The sequence below is a fragment of the Variovorax sp. HW608 genome (assembly GCF_900090195.1).
GTDB lineage: Bacteria > Pseudomonadota > Gammaproteobacteria > Burkholderiales > Burkholderiaceae_C > Variovorax.
Genome location: NZ_LT607803.1, coordinates 2,352,958 through 2,377,223, shown reverse-complemented (window position 1 = coordinate 2,377,223; position 24,266 = coordinate 2,352,958). Strand labels below are relative to the sequence as shown.

The window sequence follows — 24,266 nt, the reverse complement described above, 5'->3', positions numbered from 1 at the left end:
CTCACATTGGCAGAAGGAGCGCCCATGCGCAACTGGCAGATCGGCCCGGTAAGGGTGACGCAGGTCGTCGAGGGGCTGAGCGCCTTCCCGCCTTCGTCCCTTTTCGAGGGCATGACGCCCGAACAGGTGCAGGTGCACCGCTGGCTGCGGCCGCACTTCGCGCATGCCGATGGGCGGCTGTTCGTGTCGATTCATTGTTTCGTGATCGAATCCGAAGGCCGGCGCATCGTGGTCGATACCTGTGTGGGTAACGACAAGCTCCGTGAACGGCCGATGTGGGACCGACTGCAGACCACGTTTCTCGCCGATCTCGAACAAGCCGGGTTCGCGCCAGAGTCCATCGACACGGTGCTCTGCACGCATCTGCACGTGGATCACGTGGGGTGGAACACGCGCTGGGTAAACGGCCGCTGGCTGCCAACTTTTGTCAATGCGCGCTATCTGTTCGGTCGCGTCGAGTATGAGCATTGGTCGCTTGCGCGCGAAGCTTCCAACCAACAAGCGATGGTCGATTCGGTCCAGCCCGTCATCGACGCGGGTCTAGTGGAATGGGTGGAGACCGACCACTCGCTGACCTCGGAAGTGCGCCTTGAGCCAACGCCCGGCCACACGCCGGGGCATGTGAGCGTGCGCATCCGCTCGCAAGGACACGAAGCCGTGATCACCGGAGACTTGATGCACCACCCGGTGCAGTGCTGCGAACCCGACCGGGCCACGAGATTTGACGTGGACCCTGCAATGGCGCGCCTGACGCGGCGGCGCTTCCTGGCCGAGCAGGCCGACCGCAACGTGCTGGTGCTTGGCACGCATTTCCCAGAGCCGACCGGCGGCTGGGTGGTGTCGGCCGGAGCCGCGTGGGAGTTGGCGCTCGCGCCGCGGCTTGGTCCAGGTTGACCCGTGGCGCGTGCGACCATGTGGACCACGCACCCCGGGGCGGGCAAGTCTCTGGTTCACGGCAAGGCCGCGTAACGGACGCTGGCGAATGGCTGGTCGTGGCCGAACTTTGCCATAGATGTTCGAGCGTCAAGGCAATCTTTGGCCTTGTCGAAGACCCCATTGGTCAGCCCACTTTGAAAGCGGCTGGAGTGCTTTCGCAAGGCGTCTGCCTTCATCGGTCAGCCGATACCCTCCCTCCGCGTGCTCGACAAGGCCGGCCTCCTTCAATTCGGTCAAACGGGTGTTGAGCAGCCTCGTATTCGTCTCACAGGCATCCTGAAGAGCCCTGAAAGTCAGCGGCTCTCCGCGCAGTTCCCAAAGCACACGCAAAGCGGTGCGCCGACCAAGCAGGTCGAGCGCCACCATGATGGGACGTCCGGTGGCGGACCCGCGAACAGGCTTTCCGATGCGAGGGGTACTCATGCTTTACTTTATACAGCATCGACGCTACGATTTTCCTGTATCTGAGCAGTCAGAGTAGGAATGTCAGTCACCCAACACCCCCTCCACAGATCCGTACGTGCGGAGCTACCGCATACGGCTCCTGCCTTGGGTCATGACGATCAGACGCTGGTTCGGGTAGGGGTGGCAGATGTTCGGGACAGGCAGCCAGCGCGCCATCAAGCGATACATGCGTCGCCAAGGCAGGTCGTGGCTCTGGCTGCGGCGGCACAGCGTGCGATGCCACAGCCCGACGACCTGATGGCGGAATGTCCTCAGCCGCGCGCCGTTGCACGGCACGCCGAAGTAGCGCGCATGCCCAGTCACCACCGCCCGCAGGTACTGGCCCTGCTCCGGGATGGGTTGGTGCATGCGCCTTCTGAGTTCGAGCTTGATCACCTGCAGCTTGGCTCGCAGGCGTTTGGCACTGGTGAGTCGCAGGACCATGAACTTGCCCTTTCGGGTCGTCCCGCAGCAATGCGTGAACCCCAGGAAGTCGAAGGTCTGCGGCTTGCCTTGTCCCTTGCGGCGTCGGTTCTCGTGGGCGAAGCGCCCGAACTCGATCAGCCGCGTCTTCTCGGGATGCAGCTTCAACCCGAACTGGCCCAGCCGCTCGGCCACCGCGCGCTGGAAGCGCTCGGCGTCATCACGGAACTGGAACCCCGCAACCCAATCGTCGGCGTAGCGCACGACGATCACGTCACCCCGGGCATGGCGCCCCCTCCACTGCTTCACCCACAGGTCCAACGCATAGTGCAGGTAGATGTTGGCCAGCAGCGGACTGATGCTCCCGCCCTGAACCGTCCCCAACTCACCTTGCGTGAGCCTGCCGTCCTCCAGCACGCCCGCGTGCAGCCATTTCTTGATCAGCCGCACCACGCGCGTGTCAGCCACGCGATGTTCGATGAACTTCACCAGCCAGTCCCTTTCGATCGTGTCGAAGAACTTGGCGATGTCCGCATCGAGTATCCAGTTCACCTTCCTTGCGCCCACACCCACCGCCACGGCATCCAGCGCGTTGTGCGCGCTGCGCCCGGGCCTGAAGCCGTAGCTGAACCCGAGGAAGTCCTGCTCGTAGATGGCGTTCAACACTTCGACCGTGGCACGCTGGACGAGCTTGTCCTCCAGCGCCGGCACGCCCAGCGGGCGCTTGCTGCCGTCGGCCTTGTCGATGTACACCCTCTTCACAGGCTGGGGCCGGTAGCCCCCTCGGGCCAGCCGCTCGGACAACTCCAGGAGATTGCCCTCCAGGTCCTGTCCGTACGTCTGCCAGGTCTGGCCGTCCACCCCGGCGGCCGCGTCGCGCTTGAGCGCGAGGTAAGCCGCCCGCAGGCGTTCGACCGCGTAGATGTGATGCAGCAGTCCCGTGAACTTCGCATCACGACGGCCCTTTGCCGTCTGTCGTATGCCATCGAGCGCGGTTCCCATGTCATAGACCCGCACCGATCTGCGGGACATGCGCGCCGCGATGGCATTTCCCTTGGCCTGCCGCCTTCCCTCCACCACCTCCGCCGCCGCAGGAGCTTCCCCCGCAGCCTTGTTCGGCAGCTTCTTCGGTACTACGCAGCAGTCCGACTTCCCGCGCCTGTGGCTCATCGTCGTACGCCCTTGGGCTTCACGATGCGCTCTGCAGCCAGCGCTTCCCAGCGCTGCGCAGAAGGACGCGGGATCTCCCGGTTCCCGAACAAAGTGCTTGCGTGCGTGCTCGGGGTCTTTGACCGCGCGGGGTCCGCCTCTGCCTCGCCAATGCGGCAGCGACGGTGTGACCTTCGGCATTCTCCTACTGCCTCGGCACCCCGGACCACCCGCAGCTGTCGCCACGGGGCATGTATTACGCGGCTCGATACCCGGCCCGCTCGTCCCCCTATCAACGCTTCGCCCACACCCTCGCGGATGTGCACGCATGACTCGGGGCCGCCGTAGCTGGCTAAGCCTTCAACGTATGAAACTTTCATTCACAACACTTTGCCGGTTTTGACCGGCGCACAGGAGACCCGCATGACTGCACGCATCGAGCCAGCAAGTCCGCCGTTCGCGGCAGACATCACGTCGCAGTTCGACCGCTTGATGAAGGGGCAACCGCCTCTACGTCTGTTCACAACGTTGGCGCGCGACCCGCGACTGTTTCAGAAGTTCTTCTCCAGCGGGTTGTTGGACAAGGGGAATCTGACCATCCGGCAACGCGAAATCGTGATTCACCGAACTACCGCACTCTGCAGATCGGCGTACGAATGGGGAATCCACGTCACGGCATTCTCCAAGCGCGCTGGCCTGACCGACGAGCAGGTCCAAGCGACCGTGAACGGTTCGGCAACGCATGCCTGCTGGAGGACGTCGCTGCGCGCTTCCCCAGTTGACCTCGGCACTTTGCGCCGGAGGGCACCATTTCTGTCGCTCTACGGCTGTCCTCATCTAATCTGCATGCCCCGCTCACCCCAGACGATTGCAAGGAGAACCCCATGATCAAGGTCAACGTGATGTACCCGTACACCGAAGGCGCGCGCTTCGACCACGCCTACTACCGCGACCGGCACATGCCGATGGTGAAGGCTAGGCTCGGCACTGCCTGCGCCTACTACACCGTCGAAAAAGGCCTGGCCGGCAGAGCGCCCGGTGCACCGCCCGCCTTCGTGGCGATGTGCGCGTTCATCTGTAGTTCGGCCGAAGGCTACCAAGCCGCCATGCAGGAGCACGGCGCCGAGATCCGGGGCGACATCGCCAACTACACGGACATCGCGCCCGTGATCCAGTTCAGCAAGGTCGTCGTCGAGCGGTCGGATCATTGAACGTACCGGATTGAGTCTGACGTCACCCGGGCGCCTGGTATCGGCCACAAGCGGTACTTCGTTTGTGACGCCATAGCGAACATCGAGCCAAGAGGAGCCACAACCGAAACGGCGACTACAGCACGCTGCACGAGCTGCCGGCCGCGGCTTGGTCCGGCGCCACTCATCGTCCAGCGCTCGCGTCGCGCGGCAGGCTCGACAATGCCGCCAAGTTTTCGTCGATCGCGCGGATCAGTCCCCACGTCTCGCCATAGTTGATTGGATAGCCTGGGCAACCGGCGTCGAGGTCGTCCTGCCTCGCGTGCGCGTATTCGGTCCAGCGCGGCGAAGAGGGGCGGCGGTGATGGAAGTCGTGGCACGGCGTGTCCGCGACCAGCACAACGACGCGCACCAGCAGCTGGACGGTAAGCATGTCGGCCCACCAGCTGGCCCACGCCACGAGACCACGTAGCGTGGCGGCGTCGTGCGCCGGCGGTGCGGAGCCAGGAAACACGCCAAGCGTGACGCGACACTGAAACATCTTGTCCCTGTCGCCGCTGTGCGACGGATCGGGAAAGCGGTGCTCGATGAGGATGCGGCCGACCGTGACCAACTGCAGCAGCAACGTGAGCGGCAGCACCCAGAGCACGAAGAACGGTATCAGCCACCCGGCCGCCGCGCAGCCGGCCGCACCAAGCGCCCAACTGGTGATGCCGACCGTGTCATGCAGGCGGTCACCCGACATCCAAGACATCCGCGCCCGATGTACGAGAAAGCGGGTGTGGAAGCGTGGCGACGCCAGGCTCGTCAGCACGCAGCGCCAAAGCTGCCGCTTGGGCATCCCCGGCTCGAGCCGGCACAAGCCGAGCACGAAGTCGGTGAACTCGTCCCCCTCGGTGAGGAGCGTGCGGACGCTGTGGTGACTCATGTGCTCTTGCTGGTAGCGATCGAAGTGCTTGAAAAGCAGAAGCGCGGAGACCAGCCGGCCGAGATCCCGGTTGCGCCGGCGGTCGGCGAAGAGCTGAGCGTGCGCGCATCGGTGGAACACGGCGATCTGGAACAGGCTGACGCCAGCAGTCGTCAATACCAGCGAAAGCGCGATCAGTGCGGCCGATATCAGGCCATGCGTCATGAAGCCAACGGTGCCGACCAGCAGCCCGACCACAGTCCATGCGAGCGCCTCGAGCAGGAAGGTCCACGGGGCGCGTGCGCGGGCGCGCTCGCTAGGCGCGGGGCGGCCGGTCAGCCAAGTGAGGAGCGGCTGCATGGCGCGCGGCAGTCGAAGCGCCATGAGGGCGCGCGGGTCGGTGCGATGTTCGGACATGGTGCGGGTCACGGTTGGGTGGAAGGTTCGTCACCTCCGGAGTGACGGGATGCATCGGGACGTGCCTGGTCCGAAGACTTCCCTTCGACATGAGGCTTGACACGGTGCGCCAGTTAAGTTGCACGGCAGGCCGATTTGGTTCAACCTGCGGCCCTGGGCATGCTTCGCCGTCGCCGGAGGCCAGTGGCAGCCTTCGCCGTTTCGGGGATCAGTCGCACGAGGGAACTTGCCCCCTCCTGCAGGAAGGGGTCGAAGACCGACGCCCAAGGCGCTCCCCACTGGGGAGGAGAACATCACACTGAACGCGTAGCCCGCGTAGCCGGGCGCCTCGACTGCCTACCATCGAGAGCCCCGTTCTTCATGGGAGTGCAAGTGGACGAAACGGGTTTACGGCGCCGATTGCGGGCGGTTTTGGCAGCCGACGCCTCCGGCTACTCACGCCTCATGGCTGTTGATGAGCAGCATGACCTTAACGGCACGATGGCCAACAGTCTGGTACGGCTACAGCGCCTTGCCGAGGCGCGGAAGGCTCTGATCAGGTCATTCGATTTGAGCCGGTCGATCGAATGGCGAAGCTTTGAATACTTCGGCCATGTCTACTACACACGCGCTTTCAAGGAGCACCGCTACGAGACTGCCGCAAGATTGCTCGGTTACGCCACTGTGGCAAGGAGCTGGCAATGGGGCAGCTTGGGAATGTCCGAATACGGAGACAGGCACCGCGCAAATCTTGCGCCACATCTCGGTTCCGATCGGTTGGATGAACTCATTCGCGAAGGTGAACATCTCGAACCCGGGGCCATCTGCCGCCTCGCTCTTGAGATGCCTCAGCCACCCTCAGTCGGTTCGCCGCAGCAATGTTAGCTCGACTGGTCGAGTGCGTTGGGCATCTCGCTGTTGGGTTCGCAGCGTTTGCGGACGATCGGCACGGTCCCTTCGGTCGGCCGGTGTGCGCCGCGTCGCGGTCGCTGCAGCTTCTCCAGCATAGCTGTGTCCAGGCCGCTCCCGACCGGACAGACTCGGGGCGCTCCTTTGACTGACCATCTAGTGCGACCCCGTCACGCGCCCTGCCTTGATGGATAGAGCTCGATCGGATCATGAGGCTGCGCTCACCCGGGTTCGCGCGGTCGGAGGATGTCCACCTCGCGCTTGGCCAACATCCGAAGAATTCGTCCGACGACTAGGGCCTGGTAATGAGTCGACTGCCGATGCGTCTCGAGTGCCGCATCGTCGCGGTAGTGTTCGAGGAGCAGCACCGTGGTCGGTTCACCAAGTCCGTGGAACACTTCGTAGCCTAGGCAGCCCTGCTCGGCCAGCGAACACTCGCGAAGCTCGGCAACGTGGCTGAGCACCTCGCCGAGTCGGTCGTCTGACACCTGCCACCGGGCCACTACCACGACCTGCGTATTGGCGCCCTTCATGCGTGCTCCTCCAGGGCCTTGGCGATCGCCTCGCCGACCAGGGTGCCCGACTGGGGGTTCTGGCCGGTGATCAGGCGTCCATCGACGACGAGCTTGGGCGTCCACGGGGCGGACGACTCGTAGAGAGCCCCTTCGTCGGTGAGTGCGCCCTGGAGGTCGAACGGCACATCGGGGCGGGCATAGCCGTCTTCTTCCGCGGTCGAGAACCCGGCCACCTTTCGGCCTCGCACCAGCGGCGTGCCGTCGGCGAGTGTGACGCCGAGCAGTGCCGATGGGCCGTGGCACACGGCGGACACGATCTTGCCGGCGTCCCAGGCGCGCCGGACGGCCGCTTGGACTTCGGGGTTGCCGGTGATGTCGACCATCGGGCCCAGGCCACCGGGAAAGAAGATCGCGTCGTAATCCAGCACGTCGACTTCCGACAGCTTGCGGGTGCGCGCCAGGCGACGATAGGAAGCACTCTTGAGGAATGCGGCCTGGACGGGGTCATTGGCATCGAATCCATCTTCCGGCGGCTTGCCGCCCTGGGGCGAGGCGTATTCCACCGCGATGCCCGCCTTGTCCAGTGCCTCGAATGGATGGGCGATCTCCGGGAAGAAGAATCCGGTGGCGCGGTTGTTCGGACCGATCACCGCTGCGTTTGTCACAATAAACAGGACATGCTTGACGCTCATGATTGACTCCTTGGTTCAATGGATGCCGGGAAACTCCCCGGTGAGGTGAAGATTAAGGAATCAGTCGCATCTCGAGTAGATGCGCGGATGTTGACGCATTGGCTTATCCGATTTGACAATCTGTCTATGAATCATGACGTCTCGCCCATCCTGGACGAACTGCGAGCGATGGCCGTCTTCGCCACCGTCGTGCGCACGGGCAGCTTCGCCTCGGGTGCCCGCGCCCTGGGCCTGACCCGGGCGGTGGTGAGCCACCACGTTCGCAGCCTGGAGGCCAAGCTGGGCGTGCCGCTGGCGCAGCGCAGCACGCGCAGCTTCAGCCTGACGCCCGCTGGCGAGGCGTTCCGTGTGCACTGCGAGCGCCTGCTCGACGAGGCGCACGACGGCATCCGCGGCATGGAGCTGCTGCGCGCGGAGCCGCGCGGGGAAGCTCGCATCACCTGCTCGCATCACTTCGGCAACAAGCGCATCCTTCCGGTATTGCTGGATTTCCGCCGGCGCTATCCCGCCATCCGGCTCCACGTCGCGATGAACGACGCCAATGTCGACCTCGTGCAACAAGGCATCGAGTTGGCTGTGCGCGCCGGCCCGCTGGCGGACTCGGACCTGGTCGCGCGCCGACTGGTGAGCGAGCCGACGATGCTGTGCGCTTCCCCGGCCTACCTCCGGCGCCACCGTGCACCGGCGACGGTGGCGGACCTGGCGGAGCATCGCTGGGTGGTCTATCCGCCGACACAGCGCGTGCTGACAGCGACCCGCGACGGACAGCCCATCGAGATGCAGGTACGTGGTGACATCGTCACCGACAGCGCGGCGTCGCGCCTGGCGTTCGTGCTGGCCGGCGAAGGCATCGCGCGTCTCCCTGCCTACGACGCCGCTGCGCCGCTCGCCGCTGGCGAGTTGGTGCGCGTGCTGCCGGAACTGGAGACGGCGGCACTCGAGATCTACCTGGTGCACGGCAGGCGCATCGGGCCGAGCGCGCGGCTGCTGCGGGACTTTCTGCTGGCGGCGATGCAGGAGAGCGGCTAGCCAAACAGCCTAAAGCGCGTGGCGAAGAAGGTGTCTGAACTTCTTGCCGGGCGCGGGCCGCCTCATGACGCTTTGCAGATGTCAAGACGCCGGTGCGGCTCAGGCCCGTTTGCGGGATCAAGAGCGGGCGTCTTCCATGTCCGCGCTGTACGCACCCACGCTGGCCGCGCCATTCAGTCGTGCGCGCTTGAGCAGCGCCTCCTGGGCTTGCCGCACGTTGGCGGGCCGGCCACGCCAGGCCTGCAGCGCAGGCTCCTGAAGCGCGCGTCCATACGAGAAGCTCAGATACCACGGCTGTGGGCCCCGTCGGTTCAGCGCATTCAGATTGGCCGTCGCCTCGACTGGCGACTGTCCGCCGGACAGGAAGTTGATGCCCGGGACCGCCGCTGGCACCGCCCTGCGCAGCACGCGGATCGTCTCCTCTGCCACTTCCTCGGGCGTTGCCTGCACCGCATGCGCCTTGCCCTCCACCACCATGCTGGGCTTGAGCAACATGTGCTCGAGCGCTACCCGATGGCGAGTCAGGGCGTGAAAGACCTCGTGCAGCACGGCCTGCGTCACCTCCGCGCAGCGCGCCAGCGTGTGATCGCCGTCGATCAGCACCTCGGGCTCGACGATCGGCACCACGCCCTGGTCCTGCGAGACCGCGGCGTAGCGAGCAAGCGCTTCCGCGTTAGCTTCGATCGCTGCGCGGCTTGGCAACGTGTCGGAGACGTTGTAGACGGCGCGCCACTTCGCGAATCGCGCGCCTTTCTGCTTGTAGCCCTTGAGACGTTCGGTGAGCCCATCGAGGCCTTGCGTGATCTCATCGCCGGGTGCCAACGCGAGCGGGATCTTTCCCGCATCGACCTTGATGCCGGGCACGATCCCTTGTCGCACTGCCAACTGCGGCAGCAGCTCGCCATCGTCAGTGCAATGGTTCAGGGTCTCTTCGTACAGGATGACGCCACTGATGTACCGGCCAAGGTCCGGCGTAGCCAGCAACAGGCTGCGATAAGCGCGCCGGTTTTCCTCGGTCGATTCCACGCCGATCGTCTTGAATCGCCTGGCGATGGTCGGTCCGCTTTCGTCGGCCGCCAGAATCCCCTTGCCTTTCTGAACGAGCGCGTCGATGGTCGCTTGGAGTTCGTCGGAAGTGGCCATGGGAATCCTCCGTGTGGGACGCCAGTCTCTCGCGGGAGGTGCTGCGACACAAGTCCCTGTTGCACGTGATGCCCTGCGACGCGGGCCGGTCGGGGCGCCGCGTTCGGGTGCGGGGTGCTCCGCAGCGAGAGCCGACTTCCAACGAGGCGTGCCGAACCGACTGCAGACCGCCAGGTTACGGAGTCCAAGCATCTCGCACGCCCGAATCGTCGATGACGAAGCCTCCGCCAACGGAATAGTAGATCTGCGTCGCGAGTTCATCCCCTTCGACATCGAGCGCGAAAAAGCGCAGTCCGTTGACGTGCAGCGGGAGCGACTTGCCCGCGAAGAACAGCAGGTCAGTCTTCTCGCGGTATGCGATGCGGTGCTTCCCGCCCACCGTGAGCGCGCCGCCTGAACGAATCTCGTGCACCAGTGCCGGCACGCTGTCGACGTCGATGATCTCGGGGTCGTGCCCACAAAGGCCCAGCAGAGTTGCGATGTCCGACCCGTGCCCCTTGCCAGTCGCGCCGAGCGACCCGTACAACTCGCTCTGGATGCGGTGCACGCGGCCCAGTACGCCGTCGCCGTCCAGTTTCTCCACGAACATCCGCGCGGCTCGCATGGGGCCAACGGTGTGGGAGCTGGACGGGCCGATCCCGATCTTGAAGATGTCGAAAGTGCTGAGATACACGATCGTTTCAACGCTAAAGCGCGTACTCCTGGAACTCACAGCTCTCGTAGGGCTTGCGCGCCACCCACATGACCCCCTTGGCTGCATCCATCAAGGTCGTTGCCACCGTGGCGGAGATGCTGCTGAAGTCACCGGGCTTGGGGCTTCGCAAGACTCCGTCGGGGTAGCCGAAGTCGTCTGCCAGGGTCGATCGGACGTCGTCCCATGCAATGGCACGGTTCGTCACGGTACGCAGGGCGCTCTCGACCCGATGCTGCCTGTAGAGGCTGTCCGGTCTTGCCGCCAGCCCTGGATCGCGCAGCTTGGCGAGTGCCACGGGCGATAGCCAGTGGTTGGCGTGGACGAGCACATCGTCCTGGGGAAGCATCGGATAGACCTCGTCCGGAGCGGCTTCCAGGCTGACGCAGCAGCCATCGGTTGCACTGCTCTGCGCCAGGATCATGTTGCTCGAGCAGTAGCGGTTGGCACTCCACACGGTCCGCATCGCCTGCGCGAGGTTCGTGGCTTCCAGGAGTCGCCGGCGCAGCAGGACCACCGGTGCGCCCGGGCCGTGCTGGAAGTCCTTGTGGCAGGACATCGCGTTGCCTGTGAGGGACACGCCGTTGCTGTTGAGGCCGTGCCTCGCCAACGCGCCGGCTTCCGTGAAGCTCAGGATGTCGGGCCCGTTTGCGTTGCAGATGCGCAGGACGATGCAGGTGTCCACGCACTCCTGGCGCCAGTCCCAGTTGTGCGCATGCATCAACCGGCCTGTGGCCGACCGCTTCGGCAGCACGGTGTTCGTCCCGCTGTTTGAAGAAAGACGCGTCTGCCTGATGCGGCGCGACCACCCGCTCGCGAAAAAGAAGCTCCGGCTGACCGACCTGGCCGAGATGCGGTTCATCAGCACGGTCAACATGCTGGGAAGAGACAACGACCTGGATGACTTGCTCAAGCAGCACGGCCTCCCCAAGCGCAAGTTCCCGGTTCTGCCACGGCCGCGGGAAGCACTGTCCGCGGCTTTGTTGGGACAATCCATGTGCAAGGTCCAGGCCACGAGTCAAGAACCGTCTTTTGGGTCCCCTATCCTAGTGTCGTGAGTTAGAAGTTCGCAGACAAAATATCTCGATGCTCGCGAGGTCGTGCCGTGGCGCTCGTAGTCGTGGGTACGTCGCTCGGGGATGCCCGGGGCCAGCGGCAGCAAGGGCTGCGTGCGATCCAGCGCTTGGATCTGGCTCTTCTCGTCGACGCACAGGACCATGGCCATGAGCGGCGGGTCCATGTACAGCCCCACGATGTCTCGCACCTTCTCGACGAACAGCGGATCGCTGGAAAGCTTGAAGGTCTCCTGTCGATGAGGCTGCAGCCCGAATGCGCGCCAGGTAGCGCTGCAGGCTGCCAAGGCTCACGCCCAGGTGGTGGGCGATCTTCTTGCGCGATTCCGTACGATTCGCCCGCCGTTCAACCTTCGGATCCGCCACCTTCCCTCAGAAATGAGAGAACGTGCACTTGGATGTCCTGTAACTGCTTGTCAGTCAGGCGGTGATGAATCAGCAAGTCTGGAAGCTTCGGCGCCAGGTTTTTCAAGTCCTGACGCACCTGTTCCGGAGAAACGTCCAGCAGGTGCGCCACGACAAACCCTATCGCAATCTGCTGGGCCTCCAATTTCTGGAGGGAAGTTTTGAATTCTTCCTCGTTCATGGGTCCCCCTTTCAAAGCAAAGGCCGTTGGTGCGAAGGAACTCTATGCTCGATTCTGCGCGCGTACCAGGGTCCGTCCGATTGAGCGAACGATGAGTTCGAGCGAGCCGCGGCCAAGCTGGCATCCGAGGAGAACAAGTAGCCCCAGCATCCAGGATCGCGTCTTTCGAATTTCACAATGGGCCTGCGCCCAGGAGACACAGCGGGCCGTTCCCGGGACAGGAACGGCCTACGACGGCGGTCCGGTGGTGATGTTCAAGCCGGTGCGCACCACATCGAACCCTGCATCGGCCATCTGCTGTGCCACCGTCGGGCAGGCAGCCATGCCGGTTTGGCCGGAAATAACGACGCGCCCGCTGGCAGACTTGGGCGCGAATTCTTGGCGCACTGGTCCAGAGTCTTGGTGCATCGGCAGTCGGTCTGGGCGTGACACAATTGTGCTACAATTTGCTTTCCTTCCCACGCGAGGTCTCGCCATGTCCACTACAACGATCCGTATCGAAGAGGCCCTGAAGGCACGGATCGCGGCTGCGGCCGAGCGCGTGGGCAAGTCATCGCATGCGTTCATTCTGGATGCGCTCTCCGATACTGTGGAACGTGTCGAAATGGACGAGGAACTGCATCGGCTCGCCGACGAACGTTGGGCCGCGTTGATGCAAACGGGCGAGTCGGTTTCGTGGACGGACGCGAAGGCATACTTGCTGGCGCGTGCCGCCGGGAAGAAGCCGCGCCGGCCCTCGGCGCGCAAGCCGGTACGCTGACGAGCCGATGGCAAGAATCGAACTGGCGCCGGAGGTGCTTGACGACCTAGATCGCTTCCTGGAGCACCTGACGCGCTTCGGCGCAGCGGACATCCCTGATCGGATTCAAGAGGTCGTCGAAGCCATACAAGTGCTTGCCCACAGTCCGCTGATCGGCAGACCGGTACGTGGTGGCAAGCGGGAACTGGTCATCGGTAAAGGCGCGCGGGGGTATGTGGCGCTCTATCGCTACATGGCAGAGATCGACGTGGTCTTTATGTTGGCTCTCCGCGCTCAGCGTGAGTCCGGCTTCAAGCACTGACCCAGGTTGGCATGCCCGTGTCGTCGAGGCACGCCGGATACTCGCTGAATTGGGCGAGTCCGCCACCGGCAGCTTCGTCTCGCAGGCGTGCAAGGCCCTGGCCGAAGGTGCCCAGCGGGTCCCCGCAGCCTGGCGGCCCTCAAGGAACTGAACTTCCGCGGCCGCAGCGGCGATGCAGGGCTTGAGCAGTGGAAAGCATGGCAGAACCGTCCTGCTGCACCTCGTACCGAAGATCGTAGTTCAGGACCGGCACTCGCCGACTGAGAAGACATCGCTGGCCTGGCCCCAGCGGTTGTCATGGACCAGTTCGTGCAGCGGCTGCCGCGAGGCCCAGCGCTGTTGCTGCAGCATGGGCTCGGCGTAGAACCCATGCACCGGTCCCAGGCACAGCAGCGCGATGGGTTCGGCGCCGGGCGGGAGCTCGAGCAAGGCCGCCACGTCCGCCGGTTCGAACAGCGATACCCAGCCCATCCCGAGGCCTTCGGCGCGCGCCGCCAGCCACAGGTTCTGGATCGCGCAGGCGGCCGATGCCAGGTCCATCTGCGGCAGGGTTCGGCGCCCGAACACGTGCTTCTCGCGGCCATCGGTCAGCGCCACGGCCAGCACCTCGGCCGCCTCCAGCAGGCCCTGGACCTTCAGGCGCATGAATTCGTCTTCGCGTTCGCCCAGTGCCCGCGCGGTACGCCGCCGTTCCAGCTCCACCACCTCGTGCAGGCGCTGGCGCAGCGCGGCATCGGTCACGCGCACGAATCGCCAGGGCTGCATGAAGCCGACGCTGGGCGCATGGTGGGCTGCCCGCAACAGGCGCCGCAGCGTATCGGGCGGCACCGTGCCGCCCGCGAAATGCCGCATGTCGCGCCGCTCGAAGATGGCGCGGTACACCGCCCGCGCCGCGTCGGGCTCGAAGGCGTGGTCTGTCGTGCAGTCGGGCCCGCGAACCAGACGGTGCCTGCCCCCGCTCATGCGATTTCCTCCTGCGGCAGGAACAATTGCGCCGCGGCCTCGGGACTCGATGGAAACCACGCGTGGAAATAGCTGGCCTGCAGGGCGCGGCGGCGGTACACCGCCTCGCCGCCGTTGCGGCCGGAGCCGGCAGGGCGCTCGGTGCGCGCTTGCGGCTCGAGGACCGTTTCGCACACGGAGTAGTGGAAGGTGTGCCCGCGCAGCACACCGTGCTCCAGCGCAAGCTGTTGCGGCCCCAGACCCGCCAGGCGCGAGGCCATCGTGGTCTTGCCGGGCAGCAAGCCCCACATGGCGTGATGGTGCCCGTCCGCCGTCACGAGCTGCTCGAACAGCGCCATCATGCCGCCGCACTCGGCCCACACGGGCTTGCCCTGCTCGACGTGATCGTGCAGTGCCTGGCGCAGCCGCGTGGCGTTCGACAGTGCGCCCGCATGCAGCTCGGGGTAACCGCCGGGCACCCATAAGGCATCGCATGGCGGCAGCGGCTCGCCCGCGAGCGGGGAGAAGTACGCCACCTGCGCCCCCAGCTCTCGCAAGCAGTCGATGTTGCCCGCGTAAATGAAGCAGAACGCCGCGTCTCGCGCGACGGCGACCGTGCGGCCTGCCAGCGGACGGACCGGCGCTTGCGCCACCGCCGGCGGCGCATCGAAGCGCACGGACCAGCGTTGCAGGTCGGCCAGCGACATCCGGCCCAGCGGCGTCTCCGCCAGCGCATCGGCCGCCGCGTCGAGGCGCTGCATCGCATCGTCCATCTCGTCGACCGCGACCAGGCCCAGGTGCCGCTCGGGCAGGGCCAACTCCTGGCGGCGCGGCAGAGCGCCGAGCCAGGCGTCGGCGGGGCGCAGGCTCGACTGCAGCATGGCGGCATGGCGCTCGCCGGCGACCCGGTTGGCCAGCACGCCGGCCCAGGCCAGCCCGGACCGGTACTCTCGCAAGCCCAGGGCCAGCGCGCCGAAGGTGCCTGCCATGGCCGATCCATTGATCACGGGCAGCACCGGGATCCCGAAGCGCCCGGCCAGGTCGGCCGCGCTGGGTTCGCCGTCGAACAGGCCCATCACGCCTTCGACGATCAGGAGTTGCGCCTCCTGTGCCGCTTGATGCAATCGGCGCGCGCAGTCGCCCTCCCCCGTCATCCACAGGTCCAGCGGGTGGACGGGCGCGCCGCTGGCCAGCTCCAGCCAGCGGGGGTCGAGGAAGTCGGGCCCGCACTTGAACGCCCGCACCCGGGCGCCGCAGCGCGCATGCAGGCGTGCCAGCGCGGCCGCCACGGTTGTCTTGCCCTGTCCGGAAGACGGGGCCGAGATGAGAAGGGCCGGACATGCGGCGTGCGTCATCGCGCCGACTCCCGACGCATCAACGCCCGCAAGGCCATGCAGGGGCGAAAACGAAACAGCTCTCATGAAACGAGTAAGCTTGATGACCCGAACCGGCATCCCCGCCGGTCGTTGGGCATTACGGCCGCTCGCCGAACGGTCGAGCGGCCACCGTGTTGGCCGGTATCCGGGCTGGCGGGGGGAACCTTCATCGCCTTCCCGGGCCTGCCGATCAGGCGGGCCCAGTGGCTCACTGTAATGAAGGTGGAACCTTGAATGGGTTCCGCCGCTTACCGTTGCGGGGGCAGCGCAGGTTGGCTTTGGCCGGTGCGGCCAGCGCCTCCTGCTTCCCGTTGAACTGCAGCGCGTGAACCGCGCTGCGAGCACCAACGCTGCGAATTCTAGGACGTCGGTGCAACCTTCTGGCAGAAGGCCTGCATGTACTCGCGGCTGGTGCACACGGTCGCGCCGCGCATGCGCATCGCGCCGAGGAAGGTCTCGGCCTGCTTCTCGAACCCGGGCACCGGGCTCATGCAATCGGAGAGCAGCACGAGCTTGCCCAGATGCCCGGAGGGCAGATGCTCGGCCAGGTGCTCAACGGTGGCGCGTACGCAGTGGCTGCTGGCCTCGCCGGCAACGACGATGCGCTCGGCCTCGTCCAGCTGCCTGATCAGTTCGCGGTTCAGCTGCGTGTCCGGGTCCTGCGGGTCGGGCACTTCGGCCTGCAGCGCACTGTAGTTCTCGGTCCAGGCGTTCATGCCCTTGAAGACCTTGCGCACAGGTCGAAGCGTGGCGCTCTCCCAGCGGTTGTAGGCGGCGCGCACCTCGTCCTCCACGTTGTGGCCCCAGGTCCCGATCTCGCAGTGCACCGGCCAGACCATGAGCGCGTAGCGCCCGCCGGCCTCCAGTGCGTCGAGGTAGGACAGGACGCGCGCAAGTGCCTGCGGGTCGCGCGGCGCGTACTTGCCGGCGCGCACATCGGCTGCGCTGATCTGGGTGAAGGGTGCGACCGGGCCGCCGTCCGCCTGGCGCCACAGGGCCGGGCGCTCGATGCCGATGCTGTGGTGCGAGTCCAGCGTGACCGTGATCTGCGCGATCCACGGGCTGGCCTGGTCGATCAGGCCCGCCAGACGTGCCATGTCCGCTGCGGCGCCCTTCACCGGGAGCGCGGCGCCTGCGATGTCCATGAAATCGTTTTGAGGGTCGATGATCAGAAGTTGGGTGTTCATGTTCCGCTCCGGTTTTCAGGTCATGGTACGTCCCGATGAATCTTGGCCAGCCGGCGTCTCGTCCTCACTGGACCAGGCGGCCTTGCGCCGGCGCGATGTCGATCGTCGCGGTCATGCCGGCGGTAAAGCGCAGGAAGTCGCTCTCGATGCCATCCGAAAAGATGACACCCGACTCCGGCATCCTCGAGCGCAGCATCAGGCAACGATCGCTCTCGATGCGCCCGAAGACGACGCTCGTGCTCGTGCCGCGGCTGGGAAACGGCTCGCGCACTGCGAACACGAGTTCCTTTGCGTCCCATGCCAGCGGCGCATAGCTGCCGCCCGCTGCCGAGCCGAATGCGCTGGCGATCGCCAGCGAGCCGGTCGCCACGCTCTTCATCCACGCGGTCGACCCGAGGCCCGTCGAGACGATCAGGCCTGACGAAGACTGAAGTTCGCTCTTGCCATCGAAAGCCAGTTCGTACAGCGCCGAGGTGTGGCTGCGCGGCCCGATGAACAGGTCGTTGACCGCGCGCATCGTCTGGCCGTCGCTCAGGCGCGCCTGGGCCATCGTGACCGACCGGATTGGCCGCCGTTCCTGGGCCACCAACGGCAGTACGTCGTGGAGCTGCCCGGCCTCGAACGGCAGAAGCAGACCGTCCCAGCGCGCCGGATCCGGGTTGAGGCCGAGCAGCGGCTGGCCTTGCAGGTACTTCAGCGTGTTGGCGACCACACCATCCTGTCCGAGCGCAACGACGATGTCATCCGGCGCGAAGACGAAGTTCGGCAACATCATCCTGTCCACGAGCTGATACCGGCCCCAGCGCGCGAGCGCCTCGATGGTGATCCGAAGGCTCGATGCATAGGCCTCGTTCTCCTCCAGGTAGTCGCTGAAGTCGTCGCCCAGGTGCTCGATGTAGAACTTCGCCTGGGCCAGCGTGTTGTGTCGGACCACGAGATCTTCCAGGCGCGTCCTCCGCGTGACGAGCACCACCCGCCTCTGGTTTGCGGTGCTCACGATGCGCTTCTCACGGGTCTCGCGCTAGCGGAGCCGAGCAGGCCCGCGAGCAGCTCGGGCGAGACGTTCAGCTGCCCGATGCGCTCGGCGCGCTCGGCGATGCCGCCGAATGCTTGCGCAATCAGCTGCCCTGGCTGCATGCCGACCGCGGCGAGCGCCTGCACCACCCGTGGATCCGCCTGGTCGAGCGCTTCCATGACGGACTTGACGCGATGCGCTTCGGCTTCGGCCAGCGCACGGGTGTTCGCGGCCTGGCTTGCGACCAGGTCCCTGCGGTTGTTCTCGAGCTCGATGTCCGCCGTCATCTGTTCGCCGCGCAGCTCGTTCTCGCGCTTGAGCATCGCTGCCTTGGCGTCCATCTGCGCGGTCTGGATCTGACGCCTCTTCTCCTCGATCGCGACCTCGGTGTCGAGCTCGCTCTCGCGAATCGAGCGCTCGTTCTCCACCGCTGCGATGCGTCGCTGGTAGATGGCCTCGTCGGCCGCCTTCAGATTCGCCTCACGGGCTTGCGCCTCGAGCGCCCTCGCAATGTCGGGCGTCGGCTTGATGGCGACGATCGACACGCCGAGCACTTCGAGGCCGAGAGCCTGGATCTCCGGCTGCGCGCCGAGTTGCTGCTCCGCGGCACGGGCGACGGTCGATGGTGCCTTGAGCGCCTGCTTCAGGTCCAGCGCCTGGATCGCCTGCTGGATGATCACCTTGGTCTGGGTGACGACACGCTCGCGCAGGCGCTGCTGCGGGTCCTCGGCCGCGTACTTGCCGTTCGCCAGCAGCGAGAAGTCCACCAGCGCGGACGCGCGGGCGGGGTCCTTGACCCGGTAGGTCACCTCACCCTGGACGGTTACGGCCTGGAAGTCGCTCGTCGCGAGTTCCAGCATGAAGCCGGCGTCGCGGCTGGCCACCGGCACCGCGACGAGCGTGCTTGCCGGTGCGTAGTAGAAGAAGGACGTGCCCTCCCCCTGGCGCACGATCCCGCCGTTGCGGTACTGCATGAGGTGGACGGTGGGCTGTGCCTTGATGTATCGGATGCCAAACACGATGAATCCCCTTTCCTTGTGAGTTGTACTGCACAACTCCTATGAGTGGTATAGTACAACTCAACGACAGGCTGTCAAGCACCCGATGAAGAAATCCCTGAACCGAACTTCGCTGGACTTCCCGCGCCCGCTGGTCTCGGTGGACGTGGTGATCTTCACCGTGCTTGAGGACGCACTGAAGGTTCTGCTCACCCGCCGTCCGGAGAACGAGGAGGAGCCGTTCCCCGGCCTTTGGTGTATCCCTGGCGGGTTCGTCGACGTGGATCGCGACGATTCGCTACAGGATTGCGCGGCTCGCAAGCTTCAGGAAAAGACCGGTTATGCCGCGCCATACCTCGAGCAACTGGCGAGTTGGGGAAGCGCGAGCAGGGATCCTCGTGGCTGGTCCACCACGCACGGCTACTTTGCTCTCGTTCCGCCGCCAGCCGCGAAGACGGGCGATGAACGCGCCGAATGGTGCGACGCCGACGCCGCCTGCAAAAAGCGGCTGGCGTTCGATCATCGAGAGATCGTCGGGACTGCGTTGGAGCGCCTGCGCAGCAAGGTGGAATACACGTCCTTGCCCGCGTTCTTGCTCAACGAGCCGTTCACGCTGCCGGAGCTGCAGCATGTGTACGAGGTCGTGCTGGCTCGACCGCTGGACAAGAGCGCGTTCCGACGCCGGATGCTCGATGCTGATTTCCTGCAGGAGGTCGGCACGGTTCCTGGCGCCTTTGGGCGTGGGGCGATGGGCTACAAGGTGCGCGAGCGGGAGCGCGCCGCCATCTTTCCTCGCACATTCCGAGCCGTTGAATAGTCTGCGAGCCGGGGTGGCTGAACGCTGCCTGCAACGGTTGGTTGCGGACGAGGATCTCTGTCGACGCAGGTCGCGAACTCATTGATCGCTCGCGCAAGGCACGCTTGTCGCTCCTGCTTGCGCACATCGTTCGATCTCCGTGAACAGGCTGTTCAAGGTGTCGAGCGGCAAAGCCAAAGGGGCCAGCCAGCTTTCCTTGCGCCCTCCCCCTCGCGTCTTCGACCAAGCCTGATCATTTGGCCAACAAATTGACATGCACGGGGTCTTGTCGCCGATCCGATCAAAAAGGCGAAATCCGTGGCACTCACCGAGGACGGCTTGCGCGAATCCGAACGCCTCTTCAAGCAGTTCTTCGTCATATCTGATCAATGAGGTGGGCGCTGCTCGTAAAGTGAGGTAGATTGGCACGCGAGATGCGAAGCCTGCATCAAGCGCCTGCAGAGGCTGCTGGATGCGGCGGCAGGCGATTGGAAGACGCCAGGCTTGCGCGTCGCCCCTGGTCCATCCTGCCTCAACACTGATGTCGCACTTCGCTTCCGCCACTCCCGCCACCAGTCCCCTCTTCCGCGTCCAAACGAGCGAGATTCACGGGGAGGGCCTCTTTGCGGCGCGGGCACTGCCAGCGAACACCACGTTGGGCAGGTACGGGGGACAGCGCCTGTCGCCGGCCGAGGTGACTGAGATGGACTGGAACAGCCAGATCACGTACCTGTTCGGCCTGTCCGACGGTATGGTGATTGATGGTTCTCGCGGGGGCAATGCGCTGCGCCACCTCAATCACAGTTGCAGTCCGAACTGCGAAGCGGTTGAGACGCGGACATCGGACGGAACGCTGCAACTGGAGATCGTCACCCTTCGAGACGTGCTGGCCGATGAGGAACTCTGCATCGACTATGCCCTGGCGATCGATGTCTCGGAGTCGCCCGACAGGTACCCCTGCGTCTGCCTGTCTGCGACGTGTCGCGGAACGATGGTCGCGTCGAATTGACATCGGCGCGCGAGCGCTCGATTCGGGCAAGGCCGGGTAGCAAGTTGATCACCAGCGTTGCTCCCGGCACGAGCGGATTTGCAGCCACACGGATTGAAAGCAAAGAGACCATGAACTCGCGGCAACTCGACATCTTCGATGACAGCCGCGACACCGTGCTGTGCAACGACGTCGTGGTCACCCTTGAGCGCCGCGACACCGTCAGCGCCGGAGCGGCCTGGGCTGCATTCGCCGAAGAATTCCCGGACCATGAATCCCTGGCGCCGCTTTCCGTGCTCGTCGAGGCGCTCGAGCAGCGCGTGGCTGCACCGTTCCAGGATCACGAGTCCCTGCACGATGCGCGCGGTGCATTGTGCGATGTGATCCAAAGTCAGCGGTGAAGGCAACGTTTCACAGGCCACGGGGGCATGCCCTGACTCAGTTCTCGTGCCAGGCGTGTGCACTCGTGGCCAAAGTATGCCCAGTGGGCGCGGCACTAGTATTCCAGCGACACCATCTCCTTCACCTTCGATGTCAGCGAAGCCGGCGCCGTCTTGACAAGCGCTTCCGGTCTCCCAATCATGAGCACCGCATCGAGGAGGATCACGATGAAAAGGGCGCTCACCATGCCGTCGATCCCGAGCACCGTTGCCGTCATGCTGGCGGCGGGCCTGTTGTCGGCTTGTACCACGACGCTCCAGCAATCGGCCGACGATGTTGCAGCCATCGCCGCAGCCGATCAAGCCTTCTACTCTGCGCTGAATGGTCGGAGCGTCCAGGGCATGTCCGCAGTCTGGACCGACAAGCCGTACGCGATCAGCATCGGTCCACGTAGCAAGGTCATGGATGTGGGTGGGAGCGCGGTCAGAAAATACTGGGAGGGAGCTTTTGATTTTTTCCCCCAGATCAGCGTAACCAAGTCCGAAACGAAGATTCAGACTGGTGGAAAGCTGGCGTGGGTCATTGGGGTTGAGCACGCTGTTCTGCAGCCCAAGACCGGCGGCGAGCCTCTCAGGTTCGATACCTTCGTGACCCACGTCTTTGAGAAGGAGAACGGGCGCTGGCTGCTGGTCTCCCATCATGCACAAATGATCCCTCGATAGCCTCGGCGGCGTTCACTCGGCGCGAGTCTTCTCACAGATTCCAGTTCCCCGGAGGCGCTTCGCAGCTTCATCACGTCGGAGTCTGCACGATGGCGCAAAGTCATTGCGGACCCCGGCATCATCAACCACTTCGAGGTATCGCTCCATGAGTACCGCTGAAACCCCTGCCTTCGCGCCGATCGTTCACAGCGCTGCCGAATGGCGCGCCGAAATGGCCCGCCTTACCAAGGCGGGGCAGCCCAGTTTCTTCCACATCCGCACTCGATTGCCAAAGGAGGGGCGGACCAATCAGGTGCTGGGTGCTTCGCGCTACATGAACGTGGTACTCAAGACCTACGCGAGCGGCGGCGAGAACGAAATCCACGCACACTCCAATGAGGACCACCTGTTCGTTGTCCTGCAAGGTGGGGCCGTGTTCCATGGGCCGGGTGGAGAGAAGCGCGAGGTCGGCAAGAACGATTGCGTCCTACTGCCGGCTGGCACTTTCTACTGGTTCCATGCCAAGGAAGATGAAGGAGAGCTCGTGATGCTGCGAGTCGGAGCGCACATCGATCCAGATAGCGATGTGCTGGCTCGCATCGACCTCGATGGCAAACCCTTCGACGGCTACTCTGAAAAGAACAAGGAAGTGCCGATCGTCCTTCATGAGGATCGCATCTTCGAATAGGTCAATCCGAGCATCCAGATGCACTCCCTTCATTTCATCGAAACCGCAGCCTCGCCGCATGCCGCCTTTCGGTGCCACCCGCGCGCAAGCCCGTAGTGCGGCTTGGCCCTTGCTATCGATCAAGGACGTAGAGACCGCCATCGGCCATCTGCTGTCCAGGCGGATGTCGATTGTTGCGCGCGAGGCGCGAACGGCTTCACGATGTCGTTGGGCGGACGTCAGGCCATTCGACTTCCTTTCCAATGACAGCTCGCGCATACAGGTAGTTGTCACGCGCGCGTTCGGAGAGCGAGTCCATGTCGACATGACCGACCGCGTCGCAGGGAAAGACGTAGGCGCGACCAGCGGCAAAGAGAGAGCGGAAGAGCAGCTCATAGCCAGTGGATGCGGAGGAAGCAATCACGACGGTCTCCCAAAATCACGGGGTTCGTAGGAATGTTCCTACATGCAGTTGCACCTTGCAAGACTTGCTTTCTTCTACGTTTGCCTAAAAAGGAGGCAGTTACAGTGAAGAAATGGCTTTAGAGCCTTTTAAAAAGGCCACGGCGGTGTTCGAATTTTTGAGTCCCGCGCGTTCCCCTGGCTTCTCCGCTCTGTCGGAGCAAATAGAACGAGGAATTCTGGAATTGCATCGTTGCTGCGCCACAACGTGGCACGCAACCTGGCGCCGATGACGCCTACATCTGGACGCGCGACTTGCTCAAGCAGGAGGGTCGCGAAATGCGCTGGCCACGCGGACAGCTACCGGAACGAGTTCCTCGCCACCACCGACCTTGGCGCGCCCGCGCTCGACTTCGACCACGCAGGCGAGATCCCTCGACGTGTATGTCGCTATCAGTTCCGTGCCGGTGACCGCCTACGGTGAAGCCGTTCAGCCCCGGATGCGTTCGATCTTAGCGCCCTGCAGCGACACTCCGGCTTCCAGCCCCACGTTGGTGAGCACGAAACCAATCACCGGTTGCTGCAGTGTGTTGGTGTCGACGCTGCCGTTCGCGCCGATGTTCGCCAGTGCGACCGTAGCGTCCGCGCCGACGGTCCAGCCCTCGCTGTTGCGGAACTTGTCTAGCGCTTGCTGTGTGGTGAACAGGTAAATCACTGCCTTCGACTGCGCGCCCGCCTGGAGGCCGAGCGATCCGGCTGTGGTGCTGTAGTAAGCCTCGGTGCGGCCGTTCACGCGAAGTGCACCGCGTCCGTATTGCGCGCCGACGATGAAGCTTCCGCCGATCACTTCCGGAAACACGAGCACGCCCTTGGATTTGGCAACCAACTCGCGCGAGCCTGGCACATTCGCGTAGAGCTTGGAAAGCGTGGCATCGATCTGGGCATCAGCCGGAGCATGCGAAGACATGCCGCTCGCGCTCTCGCCTTTCGAGGTCGTCGTGCAGCCGACGAAAGCGAGGCCGGCAATCGCAAGTGCTGTAGCACTCAAGACCGTTCTGAAGTTGAGGTACGTGGTCGCTCCTTTGCGGTAAGTCCCCGGCAACAGGCCCGTCGGTGCGGGCCGTCGCGGCGTTCAATGATGAGGGTGGTGGCCAAATCAATTCTTGGTGGGGCAATTGGACAGACGTATTCATTCGCTCTCCGCAGGCGGCGAGCGACGTCCCTGGCCGCGTCATATCAAGCCCGCGATGAGACTGACAAGCGCAAGGATGATGAAGATTACGAAGAGAATCTTCGCAATGCTCACAGCGCTCGCCGCGATGCCTCCAAAGCCGAACAGGGCGGCAATTAGGGCGATCACCAGGAACACGACTGCGTAGTACAACATGCTGAACTCCTTCGAGGGGATCTTTGTTGGGGATGTCAGCGCGTTCAGGAGGGGAGTGACACCAAATCCATGTTAGACAGCTACGCCTGCGCGCCCAATCAGCAAGTGGGGATGAGGGGCGTAGGAGACGGTCGAATCATGAATTCGGCGTGCCTTCGGGCGCCGTGGTGTCGCGTCGCGCAGATCAGCTTGAAGAAGACTTTGACGCCTACAAAGCGTGTCGCCTGGCCTTGGCCTTCATCTCCTCCACCCTTCTAGCCATGCACGTAGGCATGGGTAGGA

32 protein-coding genes, 1 pseudogene and 1 riboswitch are annotated in these 24,266 nt (G+C 64.5%); of the genes and pseudogenes, 13 read left to right on the top strand and 20 right to left on the bottom strand.

Annotation, left to right across the window (positions count from 1 at the left end):
* Window positions 1-24 precede the first annotated feature (24 nt).
* Window positions 25-894 carry an MBL fold metallo-hydrolase gene (locus VAR608DRAFT_RS11050; protein ID WP_088954115.1) on the top strand — a complete coding sequence of 290 codons (870 nt, stop codon included), beginning with the start codon at window positions 25-27 and terminating at the stop codon, window positions 892-894.
* 129 nt (window positions 895-1,023) lie between these two features.
* Here VAR608DRAFT_RS11050 and VAR608DRAFT_RS11045 read toward each other — a convergent pair whose 3' ends face one another.
* Window positions 1,024-1,302: a winged helix-turn-helix transcriptional regulator gene (locus tag VAR608DRAFT_RS11045; RefSeq protein WP_231973436.1), complete on the bottom strand. Its 279-nt coding sequence runs from the start codon at window positions 1,300-1,302 to the stop codon at window positions 1,024-1,026.
* Between the two features lie 162 nt (window positions 1,303-1,464).
* Entirely contained in the window at window positions 1,465-2,973 is a 1,509-nt protein-coding gene (gene ltrA, locus VAR608DRAFT_RS11040) for a group II intron reverse transcriptase/maturase (RefSeq protein WP_231972977.1), read from the bottom strand.
* Between the two features lie 402 nt (window positions 2,974-3,375).
* On the opposite strand from ltrA, the gene VAR608DRAFT_RS11035 reads away from it, so the two are divergent.
* Both VAR608DRAFT_RS11035 and VAR608DRAFT_RS11030 read left to right on the top strand, forming a co-directional pair.
* Window positions 3,376-3,840, top strand: a complete 465-nt coding sequence (locus VAR608DRAFT_RS11035) for a carboxymuconolactone decarboxylase family protein (protein WP_088954113.1) — start codon at window positions 3,376-3,378, stop codon at window positions 3,838-3,840.
* Window positions 3,837-4,163 (top strand): EthD family reductase, encoded by a 327-nt coding sequence (locus tag VAR608DRAFT_RS11030; protein WP_088954112.1) that lies wholly within the window; start codon window positions 3,837-3,839, stop codon window positions 4,161-4,163. Before VAR608DRAFT_RS11035 ends, VAR608DRAFT_RS11030 begins: the two co-directional genes overlap by 4 nt.
* Before the next feature lie 163 nt (window positions 4,164-4,326).
* On the opposite strand, the gene VAR608DRAFT_RS11025 is transcribed toward VAR608DRAFT_RS11030, so the two are convergent.
* Window positions 4,327-5,466 carry a fatty acid desaturase gene (locus VAR608DRAFT_RS11025; protein WP_088954111.1) on the bottom strand — a complete coding sequence of 380 codons (1,140 nt, stop codon included), beginning with the start codon at window positions 5,464-5,466 and terminating at the stop codon, window positions 4,327-4,329.
* Between the two features lie 360 nt (window positions 5,467-5,826).
* Here VAR608DRAFT_RS11025 and VAR608DRAFT_RS11020 point away from each other — a divergent pair, with 360 nt between their 5' ends.
* A complete protein-coding gene (locus tag VAR608DRAFT_RS11020) occupies window positions 5,827-6,330 on the top strand; it encodes a hypothetical protein (RefSeq protein ID WP_088954110.1) in 504 nt (167 codons plus the stop codon).
* 245 nt (window positions 6,331-6,575) lie between these two features.
* Here VAR608DRAFT_RS11020 and VAR608DRAFT_RS11015 read toward each other — a convergent pair whose 3' ends face one another.
* Together VAR608DRAFT_RS11015 and VAR608DRAFT_RS11010 are read right to left on the bottom strand one after the other, a co-directional pair.
* Window positions 6,576-6,887 (bottom strand): putative quinol monooxygenase, encoded by a 312-nt coding sequence (locus VAR608DRAFT_RS11015; protein ID WP_088954109.1) that lies wholly within the window; start codon window positions 6,885-6,887, stop codon window positions 6,576-6,578.
* The gene (locus VAR608DRAFT_RS11010) at window positions 6,884-7,561 is read right to left on the bottom strand and encodes a type 1 glutamine amidotransferase domain-containing protein (RefSeq protein WP_088954108.1); all 678 of its coding nucleotides are present in this window, start codon (window positions 7,559-7,561) and stop codon (window positions 6,884-6,886) included. The genes VAR608DRAFT_RS11015 and VAR608DRAFT_RS11010 overlap by 4 nt, the downstream gene beginning before the upstream one ends.
* A 126-nt stretch (window positions 7,562-7,687) precedes the next feature.
* Here VAR608DRAFT_RS11010 and VAR608DRAFT_RS11005 point away from each other — a divergent pair, with 126 nt between their 5' ends.
* Window positions 7,688-8,590 (top strand): LysR family transcriptional regulator, encoded by a 903-nt coding sequence (locus VAR608DRAFT_RS11005; protein WP_088954107.1) that lies wholly within the window; start codon window positions 7,688-7,690, stop codon window positions 8,588-8,590.
* A gap of 117 nt (window positions 8,591-8,707) precedes the next feature.
* Here VAR608DRAFT_RS11005 and VAR608DRAFT_RS11000 read toward each other — a convergent pair whose 3' ends face one another.
* The 3 genes from VAR608DRAFT_RS11000 to VAR608DRAFT_RS10990 all read right to left on the bottom strand — a co-directional run bounded on the left by VAR608DRAFT_RS11000 (window position 8,708) and on the right by VAR608DRAFT_RS10990 (window position 11,145).
* The gene (locus tag VAR608DRAFT_RS11000; protein WP_088954106.1) at window positions 8,708-9,733 is read right to left on the bottom strand and encodes a class I fructose-bisphosphate aldolase; all 1,026 of its coding nucleotides are present in this window, start codon (window positions 9,731-9,733) and stop codon (window positions 8,708-8,710) included.
* 175 nt (window positions 9,734-9,908) lie between these two features.
* Window positions 9,909-10,406 carry a serine dehydratase beta chain gene (locus VAR608DRAFT_RS10995; RefSeq protein ID WP_172843836.1) on the bottom strand — a complete coding sequence of 166 codons (498 nt, stop codon included), beginning with the start codon at window positions 10,404-10,406 and terminating at the stop codon, window positions 9,909-9,911.
* Between the two features lie 13 nt (window positions 10,407-10,419).
* Window positions 10,420-11,145, bottom strand: a complete 726-nt coding sequence (locus VAR608DRAFT_RS10990) for a C45 family autoproteolytic acyltransferase/hydolase (RefSeq protein WP_231973435.1) — start codon at window positions 11,143-11,145, stop codon at window positions 10,420-10,422.
* A gap of 10 nt (window positions 11,146-11,155) precedes the next feature.
* Between VAR608DRAFT_RS10990 and VAR608DRAFT_RS10985 the strand changes: the two genes are divergently transcribed.
* Entirely contained in the window at window positions 11,156-11,482 is a 327-nt protein-coding gene (locus VAR608DRAFT_RS10985; RefSeq protein WP_157730824.1) for a LysR substrate-binding domain-containing protein, read from the top strand.
* A 35-nt stretch (window positions 11,483-11,517) separates the two neighbouring features.
* On the opposite strand, the pseudogene VAR608DRAFT_RS10980 reads toward VAR608DRAFT_RS10985, so the two are convergent.
* The 3 genes and pseudogenes from VAR608DRAFT_RS10980 to VAR608DRAFT_RS36925 form a co-directional block, all read right to left on the bottom strand.
* Window positions 11,518-11,763 (bottom strand): annotated as a pseudogene (locus VAR608DRAFT_RS10980) (IS630 family transposase); the annotation flags it as partial.
* A gap of 80 nt (window positions 11,764-11,843) precedes the next feature.
* A complete protein-coding gene (locus VAR608DRAFT_RS10975) occupies window positions 11,844-12,083 on the bottom strand; it encodes a hypothetical protein (RefSeq protein ID WP_088954103.1) in 240 nt (79 codons plus the stop codon).
* A 228-nt stretch (window positions 12,084-12,311) separates the two neighbouring features.
* On the bottom strand, window positions 12,312-12,470 hold the full coding sequence (locus VAR608DRAFT_RS36925) for a hypothetical protein (protein ID WP_157730822.1): 159 nt from the start codon (window positions 12,468-12,470) through the stop codon (window positions 12,312-12,314).
* An 88-nt stretch (window positions 12,471-12,558) separates the two neighbouring features.
* On the opposite strand from VAR608DRAFT_RS36925, the gene VAR608DRAFT_RS10970 reads away from it, so the two are divergent.
* A complete protein-coding gene (locus VAR608DRAFT_RS10970) occupies window positions 12,559-12,843 on the top strand; it encodes a type II toxin -antitoxin system TacA 1-like antitoxin (RefSeq protein ID WP_088954102.1) in 285 nt (94 codons plus the stop codon).
* A 7-nt stretch (window positions 12,844-12,850) separates the two neighbouring features.
* Window positions 12,851-13,144, top strand: a complete 294-nt coding sequence (locus VAR608DRAFT_RS10965; protein ID WP_088954101.1) for a type II toxin-antitoxin system RelE/ParE family toxin — start codon at window positions 12,851-12,853, stop codon at window positions 13,142-13,144.
* A 240-nt stretch (window positions 13,145-13,384) separates the two neighbouring features.
* Here VAR608DRAFT_RS10965 and bluB read toward each other — a convergent pair whose 3' ends face one another.
* From bluB to VAR608DRAFT_RS10940, 5 genes are all read right to left on the bottom strand, one after another.
* Complete coding sequence (gene bluB / locus VAR608DRAFT_RS10960) at window positions 13,385-14,107, bottom strand: 5,6-dimethylbenzimidazole synthase (protein ID WP_088954100.1); 723 nt, start codon at window positions 14,105-14,107, stop codon at window positions 13,385-13,387.
* Window positions 14,104-15,441: a cobyrinate a,c-diamide synthase gene (locus VAR608DRAFT_RS10955; RefSeq protein ID WP_088954099.1), complete on the bottom strand. Its 1,338-nt coding sequence runs from the start codon at window positions 15,439-15,441 to the stop codon at window positions 14,104-14,106. The genes bluB and VAR608DRAFT_RS10955 overlap by 4 nt, the downstream gene beginning before the upstream one ends.
* A 140-nt stretch (window positions 15,442-15,581) precedes the next feature.
* A riboswitch (cobalamin riboswitch) is annotated at window positions 15,582-15,826 on the bottom strand.
* Complete coding sequence (locus VAR608DRAFT_RS10950) at window positions 15,822-16,649, bottom strand: cysteine hydrolase family protein (protein WP_088954098.1); 828 nt, start codon at window positions 16,647-16,649, stop codon at window positions 15,822-15,824. It overlaps the preceding riboswitch by 5 nt.
* 64 nt (window positions 16,650-16,713) lie before the next feature.
* Window positions 16,714-17,646, bottom strand: a complete 933-nt coding sequence (locus tag VAR608DRAFT_RS10945) for a sugar kinase (RefSeq protein WP_088954097.1) — start codon at window positions 17,644-17,646, stop codon at window positions 16,714-16,716.
* Window positions 17,643-18,683 carry an SPFH domain-containing protein gene (locus VAR608DRAFT_RS10940; RefSeq protein ID WP_088954096.1) on the bottom strand — a complete coding sequence of 347 codons (1,041 nt, stop codon included), beginning with the start codon at window positions 18,681-18,683 and terminating at the stop codon, window positions 17,643-17,645. Before VAR608DRAFT_RS10940 ends, VAR608DRAFT_RS10945 begins: the two co-directional genes overlap by 4 nt.
* 85 nt (window positions 18,684-18,768) lie before the next feature.
* On the opposite strand from VAR608DRAFT_RS10940, the gene VAR608DRAFT_RS10935 reads away from it, so the two are divergent.
* Window positions 18,769-19,479, top strand: a complete 711-nt coding sequence (locus VAR608DRAFT_RS10935; RefSeq protein ID WP_088954095.1) for an NUDIX hydrolase — start codon at window positions 18,769-18,771, stop codon at window positions 19,477-19,479.
* 78 nt (window positions 19,480-19,557) lie between these two features.
* On the opposite strand, the gene VAR608DRAFT_RS38500 is transcribed toward VAR608DRAFT_RS10935, so the two are convergent.
* The gene (locus tag VAR608DRAFT_RS38500; protein WP_157730819.1) at window positions 19,558-20,022 is read right to left on the bottom strand and encodes a hypothetical protein; all 465 of its coding nucleotides are present in this window, start codon (window positions 20,020-20,022) and stop codon (window positions 19,558-19,560) included.
* Between VAR608DRAFT_RS38500 and VAR608DRAFT_RS10925 the strand changes: the two genes are divergently transcribed.
* The 4 genes from VAR608DRAFT_RS10925 to VAR608DRAFT_RS10910 all read left to right on the top strand — a co-directional run bounded on the left by VAR608DRAFT_RS10925 (window position 19,931) and on the right by VAR608DRAFT_RS10910 (window position 22,216).
* Window positions 19,931-20,467 carry an SET domain-containing protein gene (locus VAR608DRAFT_RS10925; protein WP_331713027.1) on the top strand — a complete coding sequence of 179 codons (537 nt, stop codon included), beginning with the start codon at window positions 19,931-19,933 and terminating at the stop codon, window positions 20,465-20,467. The two genes, VAR608DRAFT_RS38500 and VAR608DRAFT_RS10925, sit on opposite strands and share 92 nt — an antisense overlap.
* A gap of 44 nt (window positions 20,468-20,511) precedes the next feature.
* Window positions 20,512-20,847 (top strand): hypothetical protein, encoded by a 336-nt coding sequence (locus VAR608DRAFT_RS10920; RefSeq protein WP_157730817.1) that lies wholly within the window; start codon window positions 20,512-20,514, stop codon window positions 20,845-20,847.
* A 207-nt stretch (window positions 20,848-21,054) separates the two neighbouring features.
* On the top strand, window positions 21,055-21,549 hold the full coding sequence (locus VAR608DRAFT_RS10915) for a YybH family protein (RefSeq protein WP_157730815.1): 495 nt from the start codon (window positions 21,055-21,057) through the stop codon (window positions 21,547-21,549).
* Window positions 21,550-21,694: 145 nt separating this feature from the next.
* Window positions 21,695-22,216 (top strand): cupin domain-containing protein, encoded by a 522-nt coding sequence (locus VAR608DRAFT_RS10910; RefSeq protein WP_088954091.1) that lies wholly within the window; start codon window positions 21,695-21,697, stop codon window positions 22,214-22,216.
* A gap of 196 nt (window positions 22,217-22,412) precedes the next feature.
* Here the strand turns inward: VAR608DRAFT_RS10910 and VAR608DRAFT_RS10905 are convergent, their stop codons facing one another.
* From VAR608DRAFT_RS10905 to VAR608DRAFT_RS10890, 3 genes are all read right to left on the bottom strand, one after another.
* On the bottom strand, window positions 22,413-22,619 hold the full coding sequence (locus VAR608DRAFT_RS10905; protein ID WP_088954090.1) for a hypothetical protein: 207 nt from the start codon (window positions 22,617-22,619) through the stop codon (window positions 22,413-22,415).
* Between the two features lie 468 nt (window positions 22,620-23,087).
* Window positions 23,088-23,645, bottom strand: a complete 558-nt coding sequence (locus tag VAR608DRAFT_RS10895) for a BPSL1445 family SYLF domain-containing lipoprotein (RefSeq protein WP_231973434.1) — start codon at window positions 23,643-23,645, stop codon at window positions 23,088-23,090.
* A gap of 183 nt (window positions 23,646-23,828) precedes the next feature.
* Window positions 23,829-23,984 carry a DUF1328 domain-containing protein gene (locus tag VAR608DRAFT_RS10890; protein WP_088954088.1) on the bottom strand — a complete coding sequence of 52 codons (156 nt, stop codon included), beginning with the start codon at window positions 23,982-23,984 and terminating at the stop codon, window positions 23,829-23,831.
* Between the last annotated feature and the right edge of the window lie 282 nt (window positions 23,985-24,266).